The sequence below is a fragment of the Paenibacillus sp. FSL K6-2859 genome (assembly GCF_038008265.1).
Lineage (GTDB): Bacteria > Bacillota > Bacilli > Paenibacillales > Paenibacillaceae > Paenibacillus_AQ > Paenibacillus_AQ nitricinens.
Window position 1 is genome coordinate 5,842,899 of the sequence record NZ_JBBOYU010000001.1, and the last position, 18,589, is coordinate 5,861,487.

At 45.7% G+C, this 18,589-nt stretch carries 13 protein-coding genes; 6 read left to right on the forward strand and 7 right to left on the reverse strand.

From position 1 onward, the window contains the following. Positions 1 to 64: 64 nt before the first annotated feature. Entirely contained in the window at positions 65 to 970 is a 906-nt protein-coding gene (lipA, locus tag MHB64_RS26065) for a lipoyl synthase (RefSeq protein WP_341135688.1), read from the reverse strand. A gap of 294 nt (positions 971 to 1,264) precedes the next feature. Here lipA and MHB64_RS26070 point away from each other — a divergent pair, with 294 nt between their 5' ends. Continuing rightward, positions 1,265 to 2,323, forward strand: a complete 1,059-nt coding sequence (locus MHB64_RS26070; protein ID WP_440962445.1) for a M23 family metallopeptidase — start codon at positions 1,265 to 1,267, stop codon at positions 2,321 to 2,323. 46 nt (positions 2,324 to 2,369) lie between these two features. Here the strand turns inward: MHB64_RS26070 and MHB64_RS26075 are convergent, their stop codons facing one another. After that, entirely contained in the window at positions 2,370 to 4,070 is a 1,701-nt protein-coding gene (locus MHB64_RS26075; RefSeq protein ID WP_341135690.1) for a glycoside hydrolase family 13 protein, read from the reverse strand. Between the two features lie 121 nt (positions 4,071 to 4,191). On the opposite strand from MHB64_RS26075, the gene MHB64_RS26080 reads away from it, so the two are divergent. Beyond that, the gene (locus tag MHB64_RS26080; RefSeq protein WP_341135691.1) at positions 4,192 to 5,223 is read left to right on the forward strand and encodes a LacI family DNA-binding transcriptional regulator; all 1,032 of its coding nucleotides are present in this window, start codon (positions 4,192 to 4,194) and stop codon (positions 5,221 to 5,223) included. Between the two features lie 118 nt (positions 5,224 to 5,341). Here MHB64_RS26080 and MHB64_RS26085 read toward each other — a convergent pair whose 3' ends face one another. The 5 genes from MHB64_RS26085 to MHB64_RS26105 form a co-directional block, all read right to left on the reverse strand. Beyond that, the gene (locus MHB64_RS26085; protein WP_341135692.1) at positions 5,342 to 8,335 is read right to left on the reverse strand and encodes a carbohydrate binding domain-containing protein; all 2,994 of its coding nucleotides are present in this window, start codon (positions 8,333 to 8,335) and stop codon (positions 5,342 to 5,344) included. A gap of 263 nt (positions 8,336 to 8,598) precedes the next feature. Then, positions 8,599 to 9,264, reverse strand: coding sequence for an alpha/beta hydrolase (locus MHB64_RS26090; RefSeq protein ID WP_341135693.1), 666 nt, complete (start codon positions 9,262 to 9,264; stop codon positions 8,599 to 8,601). A 151-nt stretch (positions 9,265 to 9,415) separates the two neighbouring features. Then, the gene (locus tag MHB64_RS26095; RefSeq protein WP_094874793.1) at positions 9,416 to 9,997 is read right to left on the reverse strand and encodes a hypothetical protein; all 582 of its coding nucleotides are present in this window, start codon (positions 9,995 to 9,997) and stop codon (positions 9,416 to 9,418) included. 17 nt (positions 9,998 to 10,014) lie between these two features. After that, the gene (locus MHB64_RS26100) at positions 10,015 to 10,551 is read right to left on the reverse strand and encodes a hypothetical protein (protein ID WP_280787907.1); all 537 of its coding nucleotides are present in this window, start codon (positions 10,549 to 10,551) and stop codon (positions 10,015 to 10,017) included. 656 nt (positions 10,552 to 11,207) lie between these two features. After that, on the reverse strand, positions 11,208 to 11,591 hold the full coding sequence (locus MHB64_RS26105) for a hypothetical protein (protein ID WP_341135694.1): 384 nt from the start codon (positions 11,589 to 11,591) through the stop codon (positions 11,208 to 11,210). A gap of 24 nt (positions 11,592 to 11,615) precedes the next feature. Between MHB64_RS26105 and MHB64_RS26110 the strand changes: the two genes are divergently transcribed. The 4 genes from MHB64_RS26110 to MHB64_RS26125 all read left to right on the forward strand — a co-directional run bounded on the left by MHB64_RS26110 (position 11,616) and on the right by MHB64_RS26125 (position 18,585). Then, a complete protein-coding gene (locus MHB64_RS26110; RefSeq protein WP_341135695.1) occupies positions 11,616 to 13,004 on the forward strand; it encodes a DUF6385 domain-containing protein in 1,389 nt (462 codons plus the stop codon). A 153-nt stretch (positions 13,005 to 13,157) separates the two neighbouring features. Continuing rightward, complete coding sequence (locus tag MHB64_RS26115) at positions 13,158 to 15,203, forward strand: glycosyltransferase (protein WP_341135696.1); 2,046 nt, start codon at positions 13,158 to 13,160, stop codon at positions 15,201 to 15,203. After that, the gene (locus MHB64_RS26120; RefSeq protein ID WP_341135697.1) at positions 15,200 to 16,621 is read left to right on the forward strand and encodes a tetratricopeptide repeat-containing glycosyltransferase family 2 protein; all 1,422 of its coding nucleotides are present in this window, start codon (positions 15,200 to 15,202) and stop codon (positions 16,619 to 16,621) included. Before MHB64_RS26115 ends, MHB64_RS26120 begins: the two co-directional genes overlap by 4 nt. Positions 16,622 to 16,635: 14 nt before the next feature. After that, entirely contained in the window at positions 16,636 to 18,585 is a 1,950-nt protein-coding gene (locus tag MHB64_RS26125; protein WP_341135698.1) for a glycosyltransferase, read from the forward strand. Positions 18,586 to 18,589: the final 4 nt, after the last annotated feature.

The window sequence follows — 18,589 nt, forward strand, 5'->3', positions numbered from 1 at the left end:
TAGGGGTGGGAGACTCAGATCGCTTCGCTCCTTCAGCCCCCTGCTACCTTGAAAAATAAAAAAATTAACTAGAAGAAACCACGCGCTCCTCACGAGCTTGAGCGGCGGATTTCACCTGCTCATGCGCACGATAAGAGCTGCGAACAAGCGGGGCTGATTCCACATGGCTAAAGCCGCGCTTCAATCCCTCTTCCTTAAGCAGCGCAAATTCCTCTGGTGGATAATATTTCTCCACATTTAAATGCTTTGGAGAAGGCTGCAAGTATTGTCCTAAAGTCAATATATCACAATTTACGGCTCGTAAATCATCCATTGCTTGTAAAATCTCATCCCACTCTTCACCGACCCCAAGCATAATGCTTGATTTGGTAGGAATATCCGGTTTCATTTCCTTGGCTCTGCGCAGCAGTTCCATCGAACGGCGATACTTCGCTTTAGCCCGTACACGGTCTGACATCCGTTCCACCGTCTCGATATTATGGTTAAGAATGTCTGGATTACTGTTCATGACAATCTCTAGACTATTCCGCTCTCCCAAGAAGTCTGGAATCAGTACTTCAACACTACATAACGGAAGGCGTTTACGAATTGCCGCTACTGTCTCAGCAAAAATCTGGGCGCCACCATCCGCAAGATCATCGCGGGCCACACTGGTTACCACGCAATGGCGAAGGTTCATACTCTCTGCAGCTTCTGCTACACGTTCAGGTTCCTGCAGGTCCAACTCTGTCGGCAGCCCTGTATTCACAGCGCAGAAACGGCATGCGCGAGTACATATATCTCCAAGAATCATAAAGGTAGCCGTTCGATTGGCCCAGCATTCATAAATATTCGGACACCTAGCTTCTTCACATACGGTATGTAAAGTTTTAGAACGCATCATGCTCTTGATTTCCTGATAGTTATCACCGGTAGTTAGCTTGATTCTAATCCAATCCGGCTTAGGCTGCTTTGCTGTTTTATTCGTCAAAATAATAAACCCCGCTTCCTCCTGAATGTGATGCTGCAGATGAAAGATGCTGCCTCATATTATACCATGTGCGCTTTACAATTGCCTGTTTTTGTGAAATATGCAGGGTCTGCCATCTTCGATTCCGGCGAAGAATTTACTGGTACCTTTAGACAAGAACGGATAAAAAGTAGCCTTTTGCTTCAATCTATAATAAAAGCTTCATCCGAAGTGCCTACATTCAATTCTACGCCCGGACAAAAGGAGGCTGTTATCTTGCTGGCCCTATTTAAGAATACTAATCACCGGAGAACTATGTTATGTCTGTCCGCGGCCGCTATCCTTTGGGGTGGTTTAGGCCTTCCCGTTCCAGCAGCTGCAGTACAGGCTACAGTCCAACCGGTGGAAAGCAGCGGCAATCCTGTTAATGCTAGCAAAGAATCCATATGGTCTGCCCGTAGGGGAATTTATGATCAACTGAGCGCAGCCACTGGAATCCCTTGGTTTAGATTCGCAGCCATTGATCAATATGAACGCACCATCGCCAAAAAAGGGGCCTCAGACAAACCAGCCACTAACCGTCTTACTGGAATCATGATTCCAGCACCCGTATGGTCCGGTCCACTCAACCCGGATCAAGAGGATACTTCTCCTGAATCCATCACCTTCTTTAACGGCTTCGGCCGTGATGGCTCAGGAGATGGAATCGCCGATCCAGAGAATGATGCTGATGTTCTATATAGTATGGCTAGACACTTGCAGAAATATGGTGATTCAGCTAATGATTTTAGCATTGGCATTTGGGAGTATTATCACAATGGTCGTGCCTCTCAGCGCATAGCTCAGTTCGCCAAGCTATATGAACATTTTGGGCGGCTTGACCTATCAGGTAATGCTTTTCCACTTCCCTTAAGTAATTCTTATTCTTATCGTAGCACCTGGGGAACCGGCAGAAGCTGGGGTGGGGCACGTATCCACGAAGGAACTGACCTCTTTGCACCGCAAGGTATGCCGGTACGCAGTACCTGCATTGGCTTAGTGGAAACTAAAGGCTGGAACCGCTATGGGGGCTGGAGAATTGGAATTCGCGATATCGAGAACCGTTACCATTATTACGCCCACTTATCCGGGTATAACAAATCCATTTCACGTGGAGATATCGTCTCACCAGGTGAGATCATTGGCTGGGTCGGCAGCTCCGGTTACGGTAATCCAGGAACACAAGGGAAATTCCCGCCACATCTACATTTTGGCATCTATCGTGACCGAGGGATTACGGAATGGGCTTTTGACCCCTTCCCACTACTAAAACAATGGGAGAATCAGGAGTATAGAGACAGAAAGAACAAAAATAAAAAAAGTGCTACGAATTAAGAACAACAATAAGGCCCCTTTCTTCAGAGAGAGGCCTTATACCCTTTTAGTACAACATCAAGCAACCAAACGGTTCAATGCTCAATATAAGCTTGTTATTATTTTTAAAAGTAGCTCCTGACATTAAATCGGTTAGCAAATTCTTATCTGAACGATATGCATTAAGCTCAAGCTCGTACGCGTTCGGAGAATTATTGATAATTAAACCTATTTTCTCTTGACCCGTCCCCCGTATATAACCGAAGACATTACGGACTTCATCCGTGAACCAAGGACGAAACTTACCTTTTCGTAGAATATCACAGCTTTTTCTCAGGAAAATCAGCTCTTGATACCACTTCAGCAGCGCAGTATTTTGAGCTTGCTCTTGCCATACCATAGCTTTTCTACAGTGAGGGTCCGTAGCTCCTTCCATCCCAACCTCATCCCCATAATAGATCATCGGAATACCGATATAAGTCATCTGAAAAAAAACGGCCAACCTCATGCGCTGTATTGCCGTACTCTCACGGTCCCAGCCACGTCCCCCTTCCTTACATGCTGTAAGAAAACGCAGCGTATCATGACTGCCAATCAATTGAAACATCGCCGAATTGGCCTGGTCATTATACAACGCCTCCTGATGGAGTACTTGCTCCATAAAGCGATCTGGCCCTGTTGACTGCTCTGCAAAGAATTCCAGCATAGCATCCCGAAGCACATAATTCATGCCACCATCGAATTGATCCCCTCTAAGCCAAGGCCCAGAAGCGTGCATTATCTCTCCAATAAGTAGAATTTCAGGAAATTCAGACTTGAGCTCTTGCCGAAACCGGGACCAAAAATCCGGGTTGACCTCATTCGCTACATCAAGACGCCAGCCATCGATCGCAGTTTCACGAATCCAATACTTCGCAACCTCTATCATATATTTAGCCGTGTCAGGATGATCCATATTCAGCTTAGGCATATGCGCTTCAGCTTTAGCGAATGTTTCATAATTCGGGGCAGTCGTCTGTGTAATGGGAAAAGAACGAATAAAAAACCAATCTTTATATGGAGACTGCTCGCCCTTTTCCATTACATCTTTAAACGCAAAGAATTGATCTCCCGAATGATTAAACACGGCATCCAAAATGACCTTAATTCCATGACGATGTGCCTCACTGACTAGCATCTTCAACCCCTCTACATCGCCAAACGCAGGATCGATCTTATAATAATCGGAGGTGTTATATTTATGCTCAGAAGGAGACGCAAATACAGGCGTCATGTAAATAGTGTTCACACCAAGCTGCTGTAGATAAGGTATTTTGTCCGTAATGCCTTTTAGAGTTCCACCATTGTAGCTGCTAGGATAAATTTGATAGGTCACCGCATCCTGGCTCCATAAAGGTAACTTCATAGCCTCAGAATGGTGAATGTATGCATATTGAAAAGAACCTGCACGTTCCCGATTCTCCGACGCGCCCCTCTCTCCATACCAGACATATTGCCCCGCAGCATTCGCTACATGGAATAGATACCTGCTCCTTCTAGTGCTGGTCTGAATAATTGCTTCGTGAATCTCATAAATACCGGCCGACCCGATCCGCTCCATCTGCAAAGGAACTTCTTGCCCCGGAGAATCATAACGATCCGAGTGGATTACGGTACAGGATAATTGCTGTCCAGCTTGTGTAAATAATCTGAGCTTCAGGGTCCCTGTACCTACAGGATAGGCAAATGGATCTTCGCTCGTATGATATATAAACCAGGATTGAGACATAACTTATGAACTCCTTCTATACTTTTATCGTTCTATCTATCTGTTCATTCATCATTAGAGAGACTGCTAAATTTGTGTTATTATGGTTACAAATACCGTTTTCAAGTTATGAGGGACGACGATGAAAGTTACGATTTCTGATATTGCTAAAGCAGCAAATGTGGCCAAATCCACTGTATCTAAAGTACTAAATGATTCCCCAAAAATATCGCAGGAAACGAAACAAAAGGTTCGAGAGATTATCAAGCAAATGAATTACACGCCAAGCAGTATCGCTACTGGGTTAGCTAGACAAAGCAGCTGCAATATTGGCTTACTGGTCGATATGTCTAAAGAAAGTGAGTTTCTGAACCAATTCTTTTACAACATTATTGGTGGAATCGAGAGCGTAATTGCACCTTTAAAATACGAGCTGACCATTTCCAATGTGCAACATAGCAGTCCAGAAGGCCATTTTCTAAATAGGCTTGTGTTTAGCAAACGTGTCGACGGTATTATTGCCAACAACTCCGTGCTGACTGAAGAACTTTCTGAAGAACTAAATCAACTGGAGTTTCCTTACATCTCCATTGGAGAGATTATGGCCCCCGGAAGTTGGGTTGATTTCGATAATGAAGCAGGCGGCAGCATGCTAACCGAGCATCTCATCGAACAAGGTTATTCAAAGATAGCCTTCATAGGCGGGCAGCAGCAGGAAAAAATTTATTCACATCGCCTAAGTGGATACTTAAGCGCATTACAGCAGGCTGACCTTATCGTTCCTCAGCAATGGATCATTAACTGCAAGGCTGATGAACATGATAGCTATCATGCAGCACTTGAGCTTCTGCAGCGTGAAAAACGTCCAGACTCTGTAGTGTGTATGAACAGTTATGTAGCCTTTGGGGTACTTCAAGCCGCAAAAGCACTCGGAATTGATGTTCCATCAGAACTCGGCATCGCCGCTTTTGATGAATATCCGTTGTCTCGTTACACAACACCTCCTTTAACTTCGCTTAATATCGATACGTTCAAGCTGGGTGTATCTTCAGGGCAGCTACTGATGGAACGCATTCGTGGCAATGATGCGCCCCACAAACATTTGCTACTAGAGCCAGAACTAATTCCTCGTGAATCTACGATGAGAACTAAATTCTCTGGAGTAACTTCGTAATTGGACTACTCTGTATCTTCTGCAATGAAAATGCTTCATACTACTTACCAAGGAGCGGCCCCACACGGGGGCCGCTCCTTGTCATGTGAAAGGTATTATGATCCACTTGAGTAGCAACTCATAGATCTTTCCAACGCTGAACGGTCAGATTCACTGTTTGTGCGCCGCCTGCTGGTGTAAGCGTTCGATTGGAAATATCCGATCCGTTCGAGTTTACCTCCACATTAGTCCAAGCGCCCCGCGTAACTTTATATTGCACCGCTGTTCCTGCTGGTAAGCTCAGTGTGATGGAATATACCCCATCACTACCTTTAGTCAGTTGATAGACTGGATCCGCTGCATTCCAGCTGTTGAAGGTACCGGTGAGATACAGAGGTCCGCTCGCCGGAGTAGACGCTGGAACATTTACACGAAACGTCACACTGTCTGCTTGAGGTTCCCCTGCGCTAATACTTCCGTTCACCAGACTCCAGGTTCCAGCATCAAAATGGTAATTACTGCTGCCGTTGTTATCCCATGTACCACTGCCATTATTAAAGGCTGCGGTCAGTCCGGCAGCAGTGCCCAGCTGAATTGTAATCGACTTATATCCTGGGAAAGAAGAAGCTTGAAGCTGTTCACCAGGAGCCGTCGTCCAGACTGTCGCCCCATCCAGCTTGTAATGAATATAAGAGCTACTGTAAGCCGTATTCTTATAATAGATCGTTGCAGTGTTGCCAGTCGGTGTAGTCGTCGGTGTTGGGGTTACTGTTGGTGTCGGTGTCGGTGTTACTGTTGGCGTTGGTGTTGGTGTTGGTGTTACTGTTGGTATTGGTGTTACTGTTGGCGTTGGTGTCGGTGTCGGTGTTACTGTTGGTGTTGGTGTTGGTGTTGGTGTTGGTGTTGGTGTCACTGGCCCACCCGATGTAATACTTCCTGTTGGCGTATAAGTCCAGGTTCCAGTACCGAATAGATAGTTGCTCCCCCCATTACTGTCCCATGTGCCACTGCCGTTGTTAAAGCATGCTTCAAGCTGGCTGGCGGAGCCGATATTAATCGTTATTTTGTTGTATCCGGCTACATCAGATACTGGTATAGCCACACCCGGAGATGTCGTCCATGTACCTCCTACTGGGCGATAATGAATATAAGGCGAGGTATAACCTTGCTTATAGTAAATCGTGACACTGTTCCCTGCTGGTGTTGTAATAGACGCAATCGCACTAAGAAGAGATAGATTGCCTGCGGCATCAAATGCTTTTACCGTGTAGTTATAGGTAGTACTAGCGGATAAACCATTGTCCGTATAGGAAGTAGTCGCCGTTGTGCCTACCTTAACACCATTACGATAAACTTCATAACCAGTTACACCTACGTTGTCGGTAGATGCCGTCCAGCTGATCAAAGCGCTAGATGCATTCTGAACAGTTGCCGTTACATTGGTCGGAGTAGTTGGAGGAACTGTTTCTGAAGGTTGCTGTTGTTTCGCATAGATTTTGGCTGAATTTGCACCTACAGTTACAGTAATTTGCTTTCCAGTTACTCCGCCTGATTGTACAGTCACTGTATCTGCAGTATTCAGCTGATTATATAAAACTGTCCCTGCGGTCAAACTACTCTCAGCGCGCAGCGGGATGGTTACCGTTTGCGAACCACTAGATTGATTACTAAATACAGAAATAGCTTCTTGACCTTGATTAGTTCCAGTGTCGATACGACGTGAGAAGGCATATAAGTTCTGCGCAGCCCACATTTCACGTTGAGTACCTGTACGTAGTGCTGGGTTATTTTTACGAATCTCATTAAGTTTGGCTACGTGCTTGTAGGTGCTGGCATTTTCATTAAAATAGTTCTCAATTACGTTTCCGCTTGCATCCCGTTTCACCATAGACCAACGGTTCCAAGTATCAGCAATACCGCCTGCCATGATCTGACTGTTGCCGTTGCCTTTGTTCTGCTCTGTTCCTTGGAAGACCACTGGTGTTCCACGAACTGTAAAAATAAAGGTTAAAGCATTCTGCAGCTTATCAACGCTTCCCCCGGCTTCCGTTAGAAAACGGTTGCGGTCATGATTGTCGATAAAGGTAACCATGTGATTGGCATTCCCATTGTAGTAGGAATCCTGTGCCAAGGTGCTTTTGATATTGGACTCAAAAGACTGCCCATAAGCAAAACTGTTAAGTACGGAGAAGAACATTGGGAAATCGAGCATGCCCCATTCCTTGTTGTTTCCGACCCAACGTGAGACAAATTCAACATTTCCGTCGAAATTCTCGCCAAATGTATTAACGCCCAGATAATTTTGTAGTTCACCGATATCTGTTGGCTTCATCAGCTTGGCAGCATCCACACGCGCACCGTCAGCGCCTGTATAATCAAACCAGCCTTTGATGGAATCGAATATCGCCTGCTTAGCCGCAGGAACATCGAAATCAATGTCATCTAGCCCGCCCAAATCATGATTCTCTAAGTAATCCTGCGCCCACTGATCATATCTTCCATCCGCCAGAGACCAGTTAATATCTCCATTATGGTGGTACCATGCTGGATTATTGAACGGAGCCACTGGCTGCAATGATGGGATATCATAATAGGCTTGGGAACCTAGCATATAATCACCGACGTGGTTTGGCACAACGTCAATCACTACTTTGATGCCAAGTGCATGTGCGGAGTCCACAAGCTCCTTCAGCTTCTCCTTCGTTCCGAAGTATGGATTGGCAGCGTTAGGGTTCTTAACGTTGTATCCGTGATAGGCTGTATTTTTACCGGAACCGTTGTTTTCCCGGTTAGTCATTTGTGGCTCAGCCACTGGGGAAATCCAAATCGCGGTATAGCCCATATTTTTAATATATGATAGCTTATCGATAATCCCCTGCCAGTCTCCGCCTTTCATATAACGGAAATCTTCCTCAGAGTTTTCTCCATAGCGAATTGCCGCACCCGTAGCATTGTTGGAAGTATCTCCATCATTAAATCGGTCAACCATAATCTGATAAATAGTGTCGCTCTCATTAATCGTGCCGATGCTTGCCGCTTCAGCTTTTTGCGGTGTTAAGACAAACAAATTAATCACGGTAGAAAGAAGAATAGATGTAATTAGAACGGGTACATACCATAACCTACGTTTCATTGCGTGCATCTCCCTCTCTTATTAAAGCGTATTCAAAACATTCTAAAACCTACTTCCTTGATTAAAAACCAAGCCCGCCCAGTGATGTCTCTAATGTTTTTAATATCTTTAACACAAAAAACAAATAATTTTAGGGAAACCGGTTTCCCTACTAAAAATTACCATGATTATGAATACGTTGTCAAGCTATAAAAAATAAAATCCCCAAGAAAAAGAGCCTCCTTATTAGGGGCTCTTTGGAGTTCATTATTCACCTTATATGCTTAGCTTCCTACACTCTGAATAAAATGCAATACTTCATTCATTATCCGGTCCTTATCTTCACAATGACAAACCATATGACCACTGTTATCCACCATTATCACTTGTTTTTGGGCTGTAGGAATCGTATGTTGCAGGAAGTCAGCGCTTCGAGTCTTCACCAGATGATCTCGCTTCCCCTGCACGATCAAGGTTGGAGTCTCAATATGAGGATAGATTGAAAAACTCTCCCGGACCAATCGTTGAAACTCTCTCGTCGCCCTTGGGGGCGTTGAAGTGATTTTATTAATATACGTTTTTAGCATGGAAAAGCTCCCAAGAGTCTTAAGAATCTCCACAGGATTCAGCGGAAATACGGGAGTGGACAATAAAGTAAGGGATTTGATCCAGGGTTTATACCGTACAGAAAGATGTGAAGCAATAAGGGCACCGGTAGAAAAGCCAATCAGATGAACACCTTCATCCGTCTTTAACAGCTCTGTCAATTCATCTTCAGCACTCTGTTGCCAATCATGTCGATCCGAATGCAATAAATCATTCCTGCTCCCCCCATGCCCTTTCAGGGTAAACGTTCTGGAACGGTAATTATGCTGCTCCATAAACTGGGACAAGGGAGAGATCTCATGCTCACCTCCGGTAAAGCCATGAATAAATAAACAACTTTCCATAATTGTCCCTCTTTTCACATACCAATCTGATATACAACTTTATTGTATAATGCCAATCCCCTTTATTTTCTATACATTCCATCCTTTTATGTAAAACCTCAACCCAAGTGATGTTAAGGTTCAGCTCTGTGAATGGTTCGCAGCAAGAACGCTATTGCTCCCACCAAAGAAGACCCAACGCTGAGGTAATCGTTAAACCTACGGCGGAGCTGGATGAGGTTACGTTAGCACAAATAGCAGTCCCCGGCGGGACAATGATGCTGCCCGTAAAGTTCTGTGAGAATGCCCCCGGTGCCAATTGATAATTGAAAAGCGTCGTTCCCCCGCTAATGGCTGCTGTGGAAGACTGAACGGTCATCGCACTCGTCGCCGAGCTGCCCAAATTATTATTCGTTGGGGTTAATGTTGTAGGTGAAGTTACCGTCCCTCCTTTTACAATTGTAAAGCTACCCGACATTGCTGATAGTAGGGAAGAACCGCCAATACTGCCGCTTATACGTGAGATATACACAGTTTTTCCACTGCCTGAAGCATTACTAATCCGAATAGAAGCGATTGCGGAGATTAGACTAAGTACGACCAAACTAGACGCAGATGTGTTAGTTGAATATAAGACTGCAGCCTGCGAAGCGCTTATTTCAGGCGGTGCGCTAATATCTGGCGCTTGGAAGGTATTCACCATATCCACATAAAGAGGCTGATCGTTGTCATTAAATACAAATTGATTAGGCATATTTATCCCTCCTGCTTCTAATATTCCCACCAGCTGATAGACGTTGTTGCCGCCGAGGACCCCGATGCAATCGTAATGGAGGTAGTAATGGAATTTCCGGGGGGAACTACAATTTGCCCTGTAAAATCAACAATGATCGGACCGACCGCCAACAATAGAGATACTAGCGTGGCTGGACTTCCAGTAGGGGCTGCAGTTGAGGTTCTAGCCGTCATAACACTAGTTAACGCACTTCCAAAATTATAATTAATCGGTGTGACGGTAGTCCCGGCGACCGTAGCGTTCCGAAGTAATGATAAAGTAACAGCCGCCGTCGCTGAGCTGGCAGTCACACGGGATACATACAAGGTACGTCCGCTTCCTGCCGGATTACTAATCTGAATTACTAAGGGGGCAGTCGTCGTTACCGTAGAAGTAAAGGGGATTCCAAACAATAGCCCCGCCTTGGCTGCTCCCCCCTCAGGAGCTGAATCTATACCAGGTGCAACATACGTGTTAACTTGCTCTGTAAAAAGTGGCTGGCTGCTCTGATTGAATACTGAGTCGTTAGGCATGAGATATCCTCCCCGTACTTATGCTTCTTCTCATTTTATGCCGATCTCAGTAACAGGTTGTGGGAATGTGCGTAATTTTGCTTTTCCTGCCCAGTCACCCCCTTTTTCCCACCATATATTAATATCACACCATTCGAATGGCTAAGGATTGTCCCTATCGGTTTGCGGCTTATTGGACTGCGGTTTATTTAGGCTCAGGGCTCAAACGACGGTTTGGGCCTTTTCATGGATTGAGCACCAGAAATTCCGTAGGAAGTGAATGAAATCCGTATTGGCCTGGAGCTTAAAAAGCGCAGCAAGAGAAAACATAAAAAAGCGGAACTAAAACGATTCTCTCTTATTCAGTTAAGAATGAGGGAGCTCACTCTGTTAGTCTCCGCTTGAAGATCAGCCAGAATCGATTTGATTGTTTTATAGATTCAGAAGAGATTGTTGCTTTAAAAGAAATGAGAATGCTAGTGGACTCGAACCACCGCCTCCACGCTACATTCAACGGGTGTAGGCAAGATTGTGTATACGTCCAAGCCCAGTATTTAAGTATCACTTGATCATTTTATAAGGAAGGGACGAGGAACTTTGCCTAACTATAGCTCTTTTCAAGCGAATCCTGATAATCTACGAACACTTATATTTGGCCGGGATGCTACCCTGGTTGATCATCCGCTCACTACAGATCCCAGCGGAAATCTAACGACGATTATCCTAGATGGTACGATTTCCAGCGTGCTTGGCGCTACGATCACTGCGGGTACTTTGTCCTCAGCAGGTACAGTCACCAACATTCTTAACGGCACTATTACCAGCGTGCTTGGCGCTACGATCACTGCGGGTACTTTGTCCTCAGCAGGTACAGTCACCAACATTCTTAACGGCACCATTACTAGCGTGCTTGGCGCTACAATCACTGCGGGTACTTTGTCCTCAGCAGGTACAGTCACAAACATTCTTAACGGCACCATTACTAGCGTGCTTGGCGCTACAATCACTGCGGGTACTTTGTCCTCAGCAGGTACAGTCACAAACATTCTTAACGGCACCATCACCAGCGTGCTTGGCGCTACAGCGTGCTTGGCGCTACAACTGCGGGTACTTTGTCCTCAGCAGGTACAGTCACCAACATTCTTAACGGCACCATTACCAGCGTGCTTGGCGCTACAATCACTGCGGGTACTTTGTCCTCAGCAGGTACAGTCACCAACATTCTTAACGGCACTATTACCAGCGTGCTTGGCGCTACGATCACTGCGGGCACTCTCTCTTCCGCAGGTACCATTACCAACATTCTTGAGGGTACCATCACCAGCGTGCTTGGCGCTACAATCACAGCCGGTACAATCACTAGTGTGCTTGGGGCAACCATAACAGCAGGTACATTATCATCCGCAGGAACAGTTACAAACATCTTAAACGGCACCATTACTAGCGTGCTTGGCGCTACAATCACAGCGGGTACTCTCTCTTCCGCAGGTACCATTACTAACATCCTTGAGGGCACCATTACCAGCGTGCTCGGCGCTACGATCACCGCAGGTACATTATCATCCGCCGGTACAGTTACAAACATCTTAAACGGCACCATTACCAGCGTACTCGGTGCTACAATTACTGCCGGTACTCTGTCTTCCGCAGGTACGGTCACCAACATCTTAAACGGCACCATTACCAGCGTACTTGGCGCTACGATCACCGCAGGTACATTATCATCCGCCGGTACAGTTACAAACATCTTAAACGGCACCATTACCAGCGTACTTGGCGCTACAATCACAGCGGGTACATTATCATCCGCCGGTACAGTTACAAACATCTTAAACGGCACCATTACCAGCGTACTTGGCGCTACAATCACCGCAGGTACATTATCATCCGCTGGTACAGTTACAAACATCTTAAACGGCACCATTACCAGCGTACTCGGTGCTACAATTACTGCCGGTACTCTGTCTTCCGCAGGTACGGTCACCAACATCTTAAACGGCACCATTACCAGCGTACTCGGCGCTACAATTACTGCCGGTACTCTCTCTTCCGCAGGTACGGTCACCAACATCCTTAACGGAACTATCACCAGCGTACTCGGCGCTACAATTACTGCCGGTACACTAAGTAGTGTGACTTCTATATCCCAACGCAGCTTTATTGAACAGACGACTACAGGCATTGCGACCGCTAATACCTATACCCCTCTACCGGCCGTTACTACGAGCGTGCTGGGAACGTATTCCTTCTTCATTAACAATACTGGGGCAAATCCAGTCAACACACGTGTGGAAATCAGTGCTGATGGAGCGAACTATTTTGTCGATACCACGGGGGATAATCCTTTAGCAGCAGGTTCTATCGATGTCATAGTGCCAGCCAGATTCCTGAAATATACCCGCCTATCCTACCAATCAGCTAATTCAGGCTCTGCATCCACGATCAATGTAAGTTTCAATGCTCAGGGCACGTAATCCAGATGACCATCATATGTTGTAACAAGAAAGAGTACATGGATATCCATGTGCTTTTTCTTTAACTATAAGGACACCGAAGGCGTTTATGCTTGTGTCAGCAGCTATACATATGTGCATCAACCACATAATGCCTTCCAAGGAGGAACAATCGTGAATAATATTACGCTTGGCGTCCACCTCATCGTAAAAGATGAAGCTGATCTCCTGCCTCACTGTCTCGCAAGCGTAGCTGGTGCTGATGAAATTGTGATGATCGATACGGGTTCTACTGACGAATCCATAGCTATTGCCGAAGCACACGGGGCTAGAGTCTTCCAACGGGAATGGACAGACGATTTCGCAGCTGCTCGGAATGAAGGGCTCGTTCATGCCTCAACGAATTGGATTCTTATCCTCGATGCCGATGAGTGCTTACAAACCCCACTTACAGAACTCCGCAGCCTTCTACAGAATACACAAGCTCAGGCTTTTACAGTAAACATTGATAATTGGGTAGGTGTACGACCTGAAGATAAGGTAAAACACAGTGCAGTCCGCTTATTCCGAAATGGACAGGGTTATCAATATAGCGGAAGAATTCATGAGGGAATTGACAATTCAATCCTTAGCAAACATAACCTCTCGGCAATTGAGCACAGTCCACTTGAGATTATACACTTTGGATATTTACCTGAAATCATGACACAAAAAGATAAAATCAATCGAAATAGGCACCTGCTGCTCCTCGCTTTAACCGAATATCCGGACGATCCTTTCCACTCCTATAATTTGGCAGTAAACTGCTGTCAGGAAGGTCGTCTTCAGGAAGCTGAGACGTTGCTTCGCCAAGGCCTTCACCATGTAGCACTTGAAGCCTCCTATCGTCCTACGATGATTAGGGATCTTTGCAAAATCTATCATGCGCAAGGAAAAATGAATGCGATTGACCCCTTGCTGATGATTGAACTGGAGCGTTATGGTGACTACCCTGATCTACATTTTTTATTAGGCCAATCTTTAGAGAGCCAAGGACTTTGGGAACGAGCGCTATTAGCTTATCAACATGCAGAGTCCATTCCTGCACATGAGATACTTAGCGGAAAATATGTCTGTGAGCAAGGAATGAGCACCTTTCGCCCCCTATACCGGATGGGTTTAATCTCACAGCGGCTTGGTCTTCTTGAGGATGCTGCAAGATTTTTTCATCGTGCACTTCAACACCATTCTTTATATACGCCTGCCTTGCAGGGAATTGCTGCTGCTTTTCAACGTCTAGCTGTACCCGATGAGGAAATTACCACTTTACTGATCCAACTTGTCCCGCCAACGACATCAACCAGTAGATCCGCGATCATTGAAAGTTTATACCAGATCAATGCTTATGAGGCGATTGCCACCTTATCCCGTGACATTTTTCCATTGGAATTGGATACTGCAAATTGGATCATTTCTTCACTCATCATCACCGGCAAGAAAGAAGACGCATGTATAGCTATAAAAAAGATGACCTTACTAGCTTCCCAAAATAACCAAAGTTCTGAGCATCAAAAGCAGTGGTATACCCTCTATGCCATTTGCCAATGGGAGTTATACGGGGAATTCAAGAACGACCTGCTCACGTTTACATCCAACGAACTTCGTTCTGGTCTGGAATACATCGAGCGATGCCAACGACAACAAGAGGAGTCATGTCCATCAGAAATAGAAGCAGATCACTTATATGCACCATTCCTTTCAGACCTCATTGGGTTATCCGTAAAGCTACATCAGCTCACACTTAGTCATACTTTAGTAGACCTGTTCCCTGCTTATCGATCTGAATTTGCCACAGCATTATATAAAGAAGGAGATTGGCAGGCCGCAGGAGAGGAATTTATTGTACTTGTTCGTGATAAGATCGCCGATGCAAACGTGCTTTTTTATATTGGTGAGATGATCTTTGACAAAGGGCATTATTCCGAGGCCAGTGAATGGTTTCAGCAAGCGCTGGAACAAGAGCCTGAGCATGAATCCGCAAGGATCGGCTTATCCCTCTGTTATCTTCAGCAAGCGAAGCTGAGTATGGAAGATGCTCTACAAAATTTAAATGATGCCCATGCTCATGGCCCATTGCAAGAGGATAACAGAGCTATCCTTAAATCCATTACCTTGCTGAATCGTACATCTTGGCACACTCAGTGGAGCTTACGTCAGAGCGAAGGGAGATCTTCCCTATGAACCATTCAAGAAGAAAGCCGCTAATTTCCTTATGCATGATCGTTAAGAACGAAGGAGATAGCTTGAGCCAATGTTTAAAAAGCGTACGGGGAGTCGTCGATGAGATCATTGTAGTCGATACTGGATCCACCGACGCTTCGGTTCAAATTGCCCTAAACTTCGGGGCTAAAATCATACAGCACCCTTGGAGCGGCGACTTTGCTGCTGCCCGCAACGCAGGTCTCCAGCAGGCCCATGGACAATGGATTCTCGTTCTAGATGGAGATGAGGAATTAAGTGAGGAGAGCAAGGGAGAATTACTGCTATGTGCTGAGCATATGGAGTACGAGGCATTTTTCCTACGCATTCATAATCATAAAGGGCTAACCCCCACTTCACAAACGATCACCGTCAATCCGATTATTCGGATGTTTCGTAATCGTCCTAAGTACCGGTTTAGCGGTATCATCCACGAACAGATTGCTGAGGCTATCATAACAGCTACACCCCAGGCACCGATGCATCTGACCACTGTTGTCATCCATCATTATGGTTACGCAGAAGGGGTAGTGATCAAGAAAGATAAAATCAAACGAAATGTCGAGCTGCTGAAAGAACAGCTAAGGTTAAATCCTAAAGATCCTTTTCACCATTTTAATATGGCTGTTGAGTATATGCGTCTTGGGGAGTATCACCCTGCTCTAAATCATATCCAACAATCACTAGAAGAGGCACCGCCTGATACAAGTTACATCCACCTGCTGCACAAATATGAAATTCGCTCGCTTGCAGAATTAAAAGATTACCCTGGGGCGCTTGCAGCTTGTGACCGCGGGATTAGCTCACATCCGGATTACCCAGACTTAGCTCATATCAAAGGAGCCCTACTCTTACAGTTAGGTATATTTGCAGAAGCCAAAGTAGCATTGCTACAAGCGCTGGTCATCGGAGCTGCTCCTCCCGGCTACCATACTGAGGCTGGATTTGGTTCATATTTAACCTATTATATGCTGGGTCAATTATGTGAAGAGATAGGTGATGAGACCGAAGCTATTGCTTGTTACACCAAAACCGCACAGCTTCATCCCGAACCGACTCCCGTCATTACCCGGCTACTACGAGCCCTGAAATGTGCAGGCCGCGAGAGTGAAATTTACGGTTGGTTCCTCGCTCATCTGCCAGACTACACAGTGACTAAGAACAGGATTCTCCTAGAATTATTACAGAGTGAGGGATGTAATGAAGCAGCTGCACAGCTGATAAATGCCACAGAGCAGCCCATTTCTATAGAAGCGGCATTTAATCAAGCATCTGAGCAGGGGCGTTCACAGATTTTGTTAGCGGATCGTCTGCTTGCTTCCTTGTCCTCTTCTGCTACCTATTCTCCAGCAGTCAAAAGAGCACGCCTATCGCTTCCGCTACACAAAGTTTCAGAATAGGAGGGACGTTTCCTATGACTATACCCGAGATCACACTTTGTATGATCGTTAAGAATGAGGCGAACCACTTGGAGAAATGCCTGTCCTCTGTGCAAGGAATCGTATCAGAAATCATCATTGTAGATACCGGGTCTGAGGATAATAGCAGAGACATAGCACTTAAGTTCGGTGCAAAGATCATCGATATGACTTGGGAGAATGATTTCTCGAAAGCACGAAACCTAAGTCTGAAGCATGCAACTTCCCCTTGGATTCTGGTACTTGATGCCGATGAGGCTGTAGATCATTGGAGGAAGGAGCAGCTCCAGCACCTGCTGGACGCAGCGCATATCCATGGATATTGGCTACCCATTATCCACTATACCGGTGACGCCCCTGAAGCGGATTTTGTTACCGATCATGTCTGCCGCCTGTTCAGAAACGATAGAAGAATCATCTTTCGTGGAATCATTCATGAGGAGACGGCCAGCAGCATTTGGGAGCTTCCTGCAGGGGAGATTGCTTACGCTGAATTGCGTATTTATCACTATGGTTATTTAGAAGATGAACTGCAGCGCAAAAATAAATATCAGCGCAATTTAGCTCTCATCAATAGTGGTCTGCAGCTTCAACCGAACCATCTAATTCTTCGTTATGCGCTAGGGGTAGAGCATTATCAACAGGAACAATATCATACAGCTGCAGATGTACTTCTTCCATTACTCGCTGATGTTTCAACCCAATCCGGGTATGCCTCCGATATTTATCTAAAGACTGCCTATGCTTTACAACGATGTAACAGGCAGCAGGAATCTGCGGAAGTCTTTCATGCGGGGAGCTTATTGTTTCCCGATTTCACTGATTTATTAGAGGGCTATGCTGCTTTATTACTCGAACAAGGACAGCTAAGCCAAGCTAGACACTTCTTGCAGCAAGCACTGAAGAGTGGGGATACAGCACTTTCATATCCATCTTCTTCGGGAAGTGGAACGTATCGAACAGAACTACTAGCGGGCAGAGTATGCGAGAAGTTATTTCTATATCCAAATGCGCGGAAACACTACGAGGCTGCTATACAGTTTAAACCAGATTATACGGATGCGTGGAAACAGCTTGTCCCACTAAGCCTGCTATCTGGAGAGAGGTTAAGTATGATCGCATTGACCCGCTATCATATCCACACTCTCTCACCAATTACTTTAGGCTATCTCGTGCCCGCGGCGCTCAATGCTCGTGATTTTGAATGGCTGACCACTCTCTCTTTTGCTTCGCAGCTACCGCTAACCGTTCAAACCATTGTGCAGGCTTTCTTTGCTTGTACTCAGCAGCAAGAGGAGGAACACACCCTCGCCCCCCTTGAGCAGCTCCTTCATAATCCATCTCTTCTTTCCGAACATTCATCAATACTCGGTTATCTCTGGGCTTTGTCTTGCCGTGCTGGAGATAATGAATCAGCCAAGAAGTGGGTTGTCTCCATATCACCATACAGACCAGGGATCCTAACGATTCATCATATTTTAACAAGTCGTTCTGACATTAAGCCTTCTCTTCCTGATCTGAGCTATGCTATACAATTGCTGCTTCAGGTCGGTGCTTGGGACAGTGTATTAACGCTCTATCGTCATTCAGAGGGATCTTCCTTCCAATGGTGCAAACTGCCGCAGCCCTTATTCTATGGATTGCTTGAGGCTCCTATCCCCGTAAAGAAACAGTGGTGTTCCATCTATCTCAGTCAACCCCCTCATTATAATGCTTCGACGGGCTGCGCCGAATGGCTATTATATGTGGCAATGGCTTGCTCCTGTGGGGAAACTCCAAAGATCGCTTTATCAGATGAAATGGCTGTGCGCAGAAATGGGGGAACTACCGCTGCAGTGGGACTCTCATACTATAAGCTTATGCTCGCTGCAAAAGCTTCCCCCCATGGAATACCCTCAGGTCATATCCCATGGGGGTTGCTCGTCAGATCTGCCAGTCAGATCTAACCGA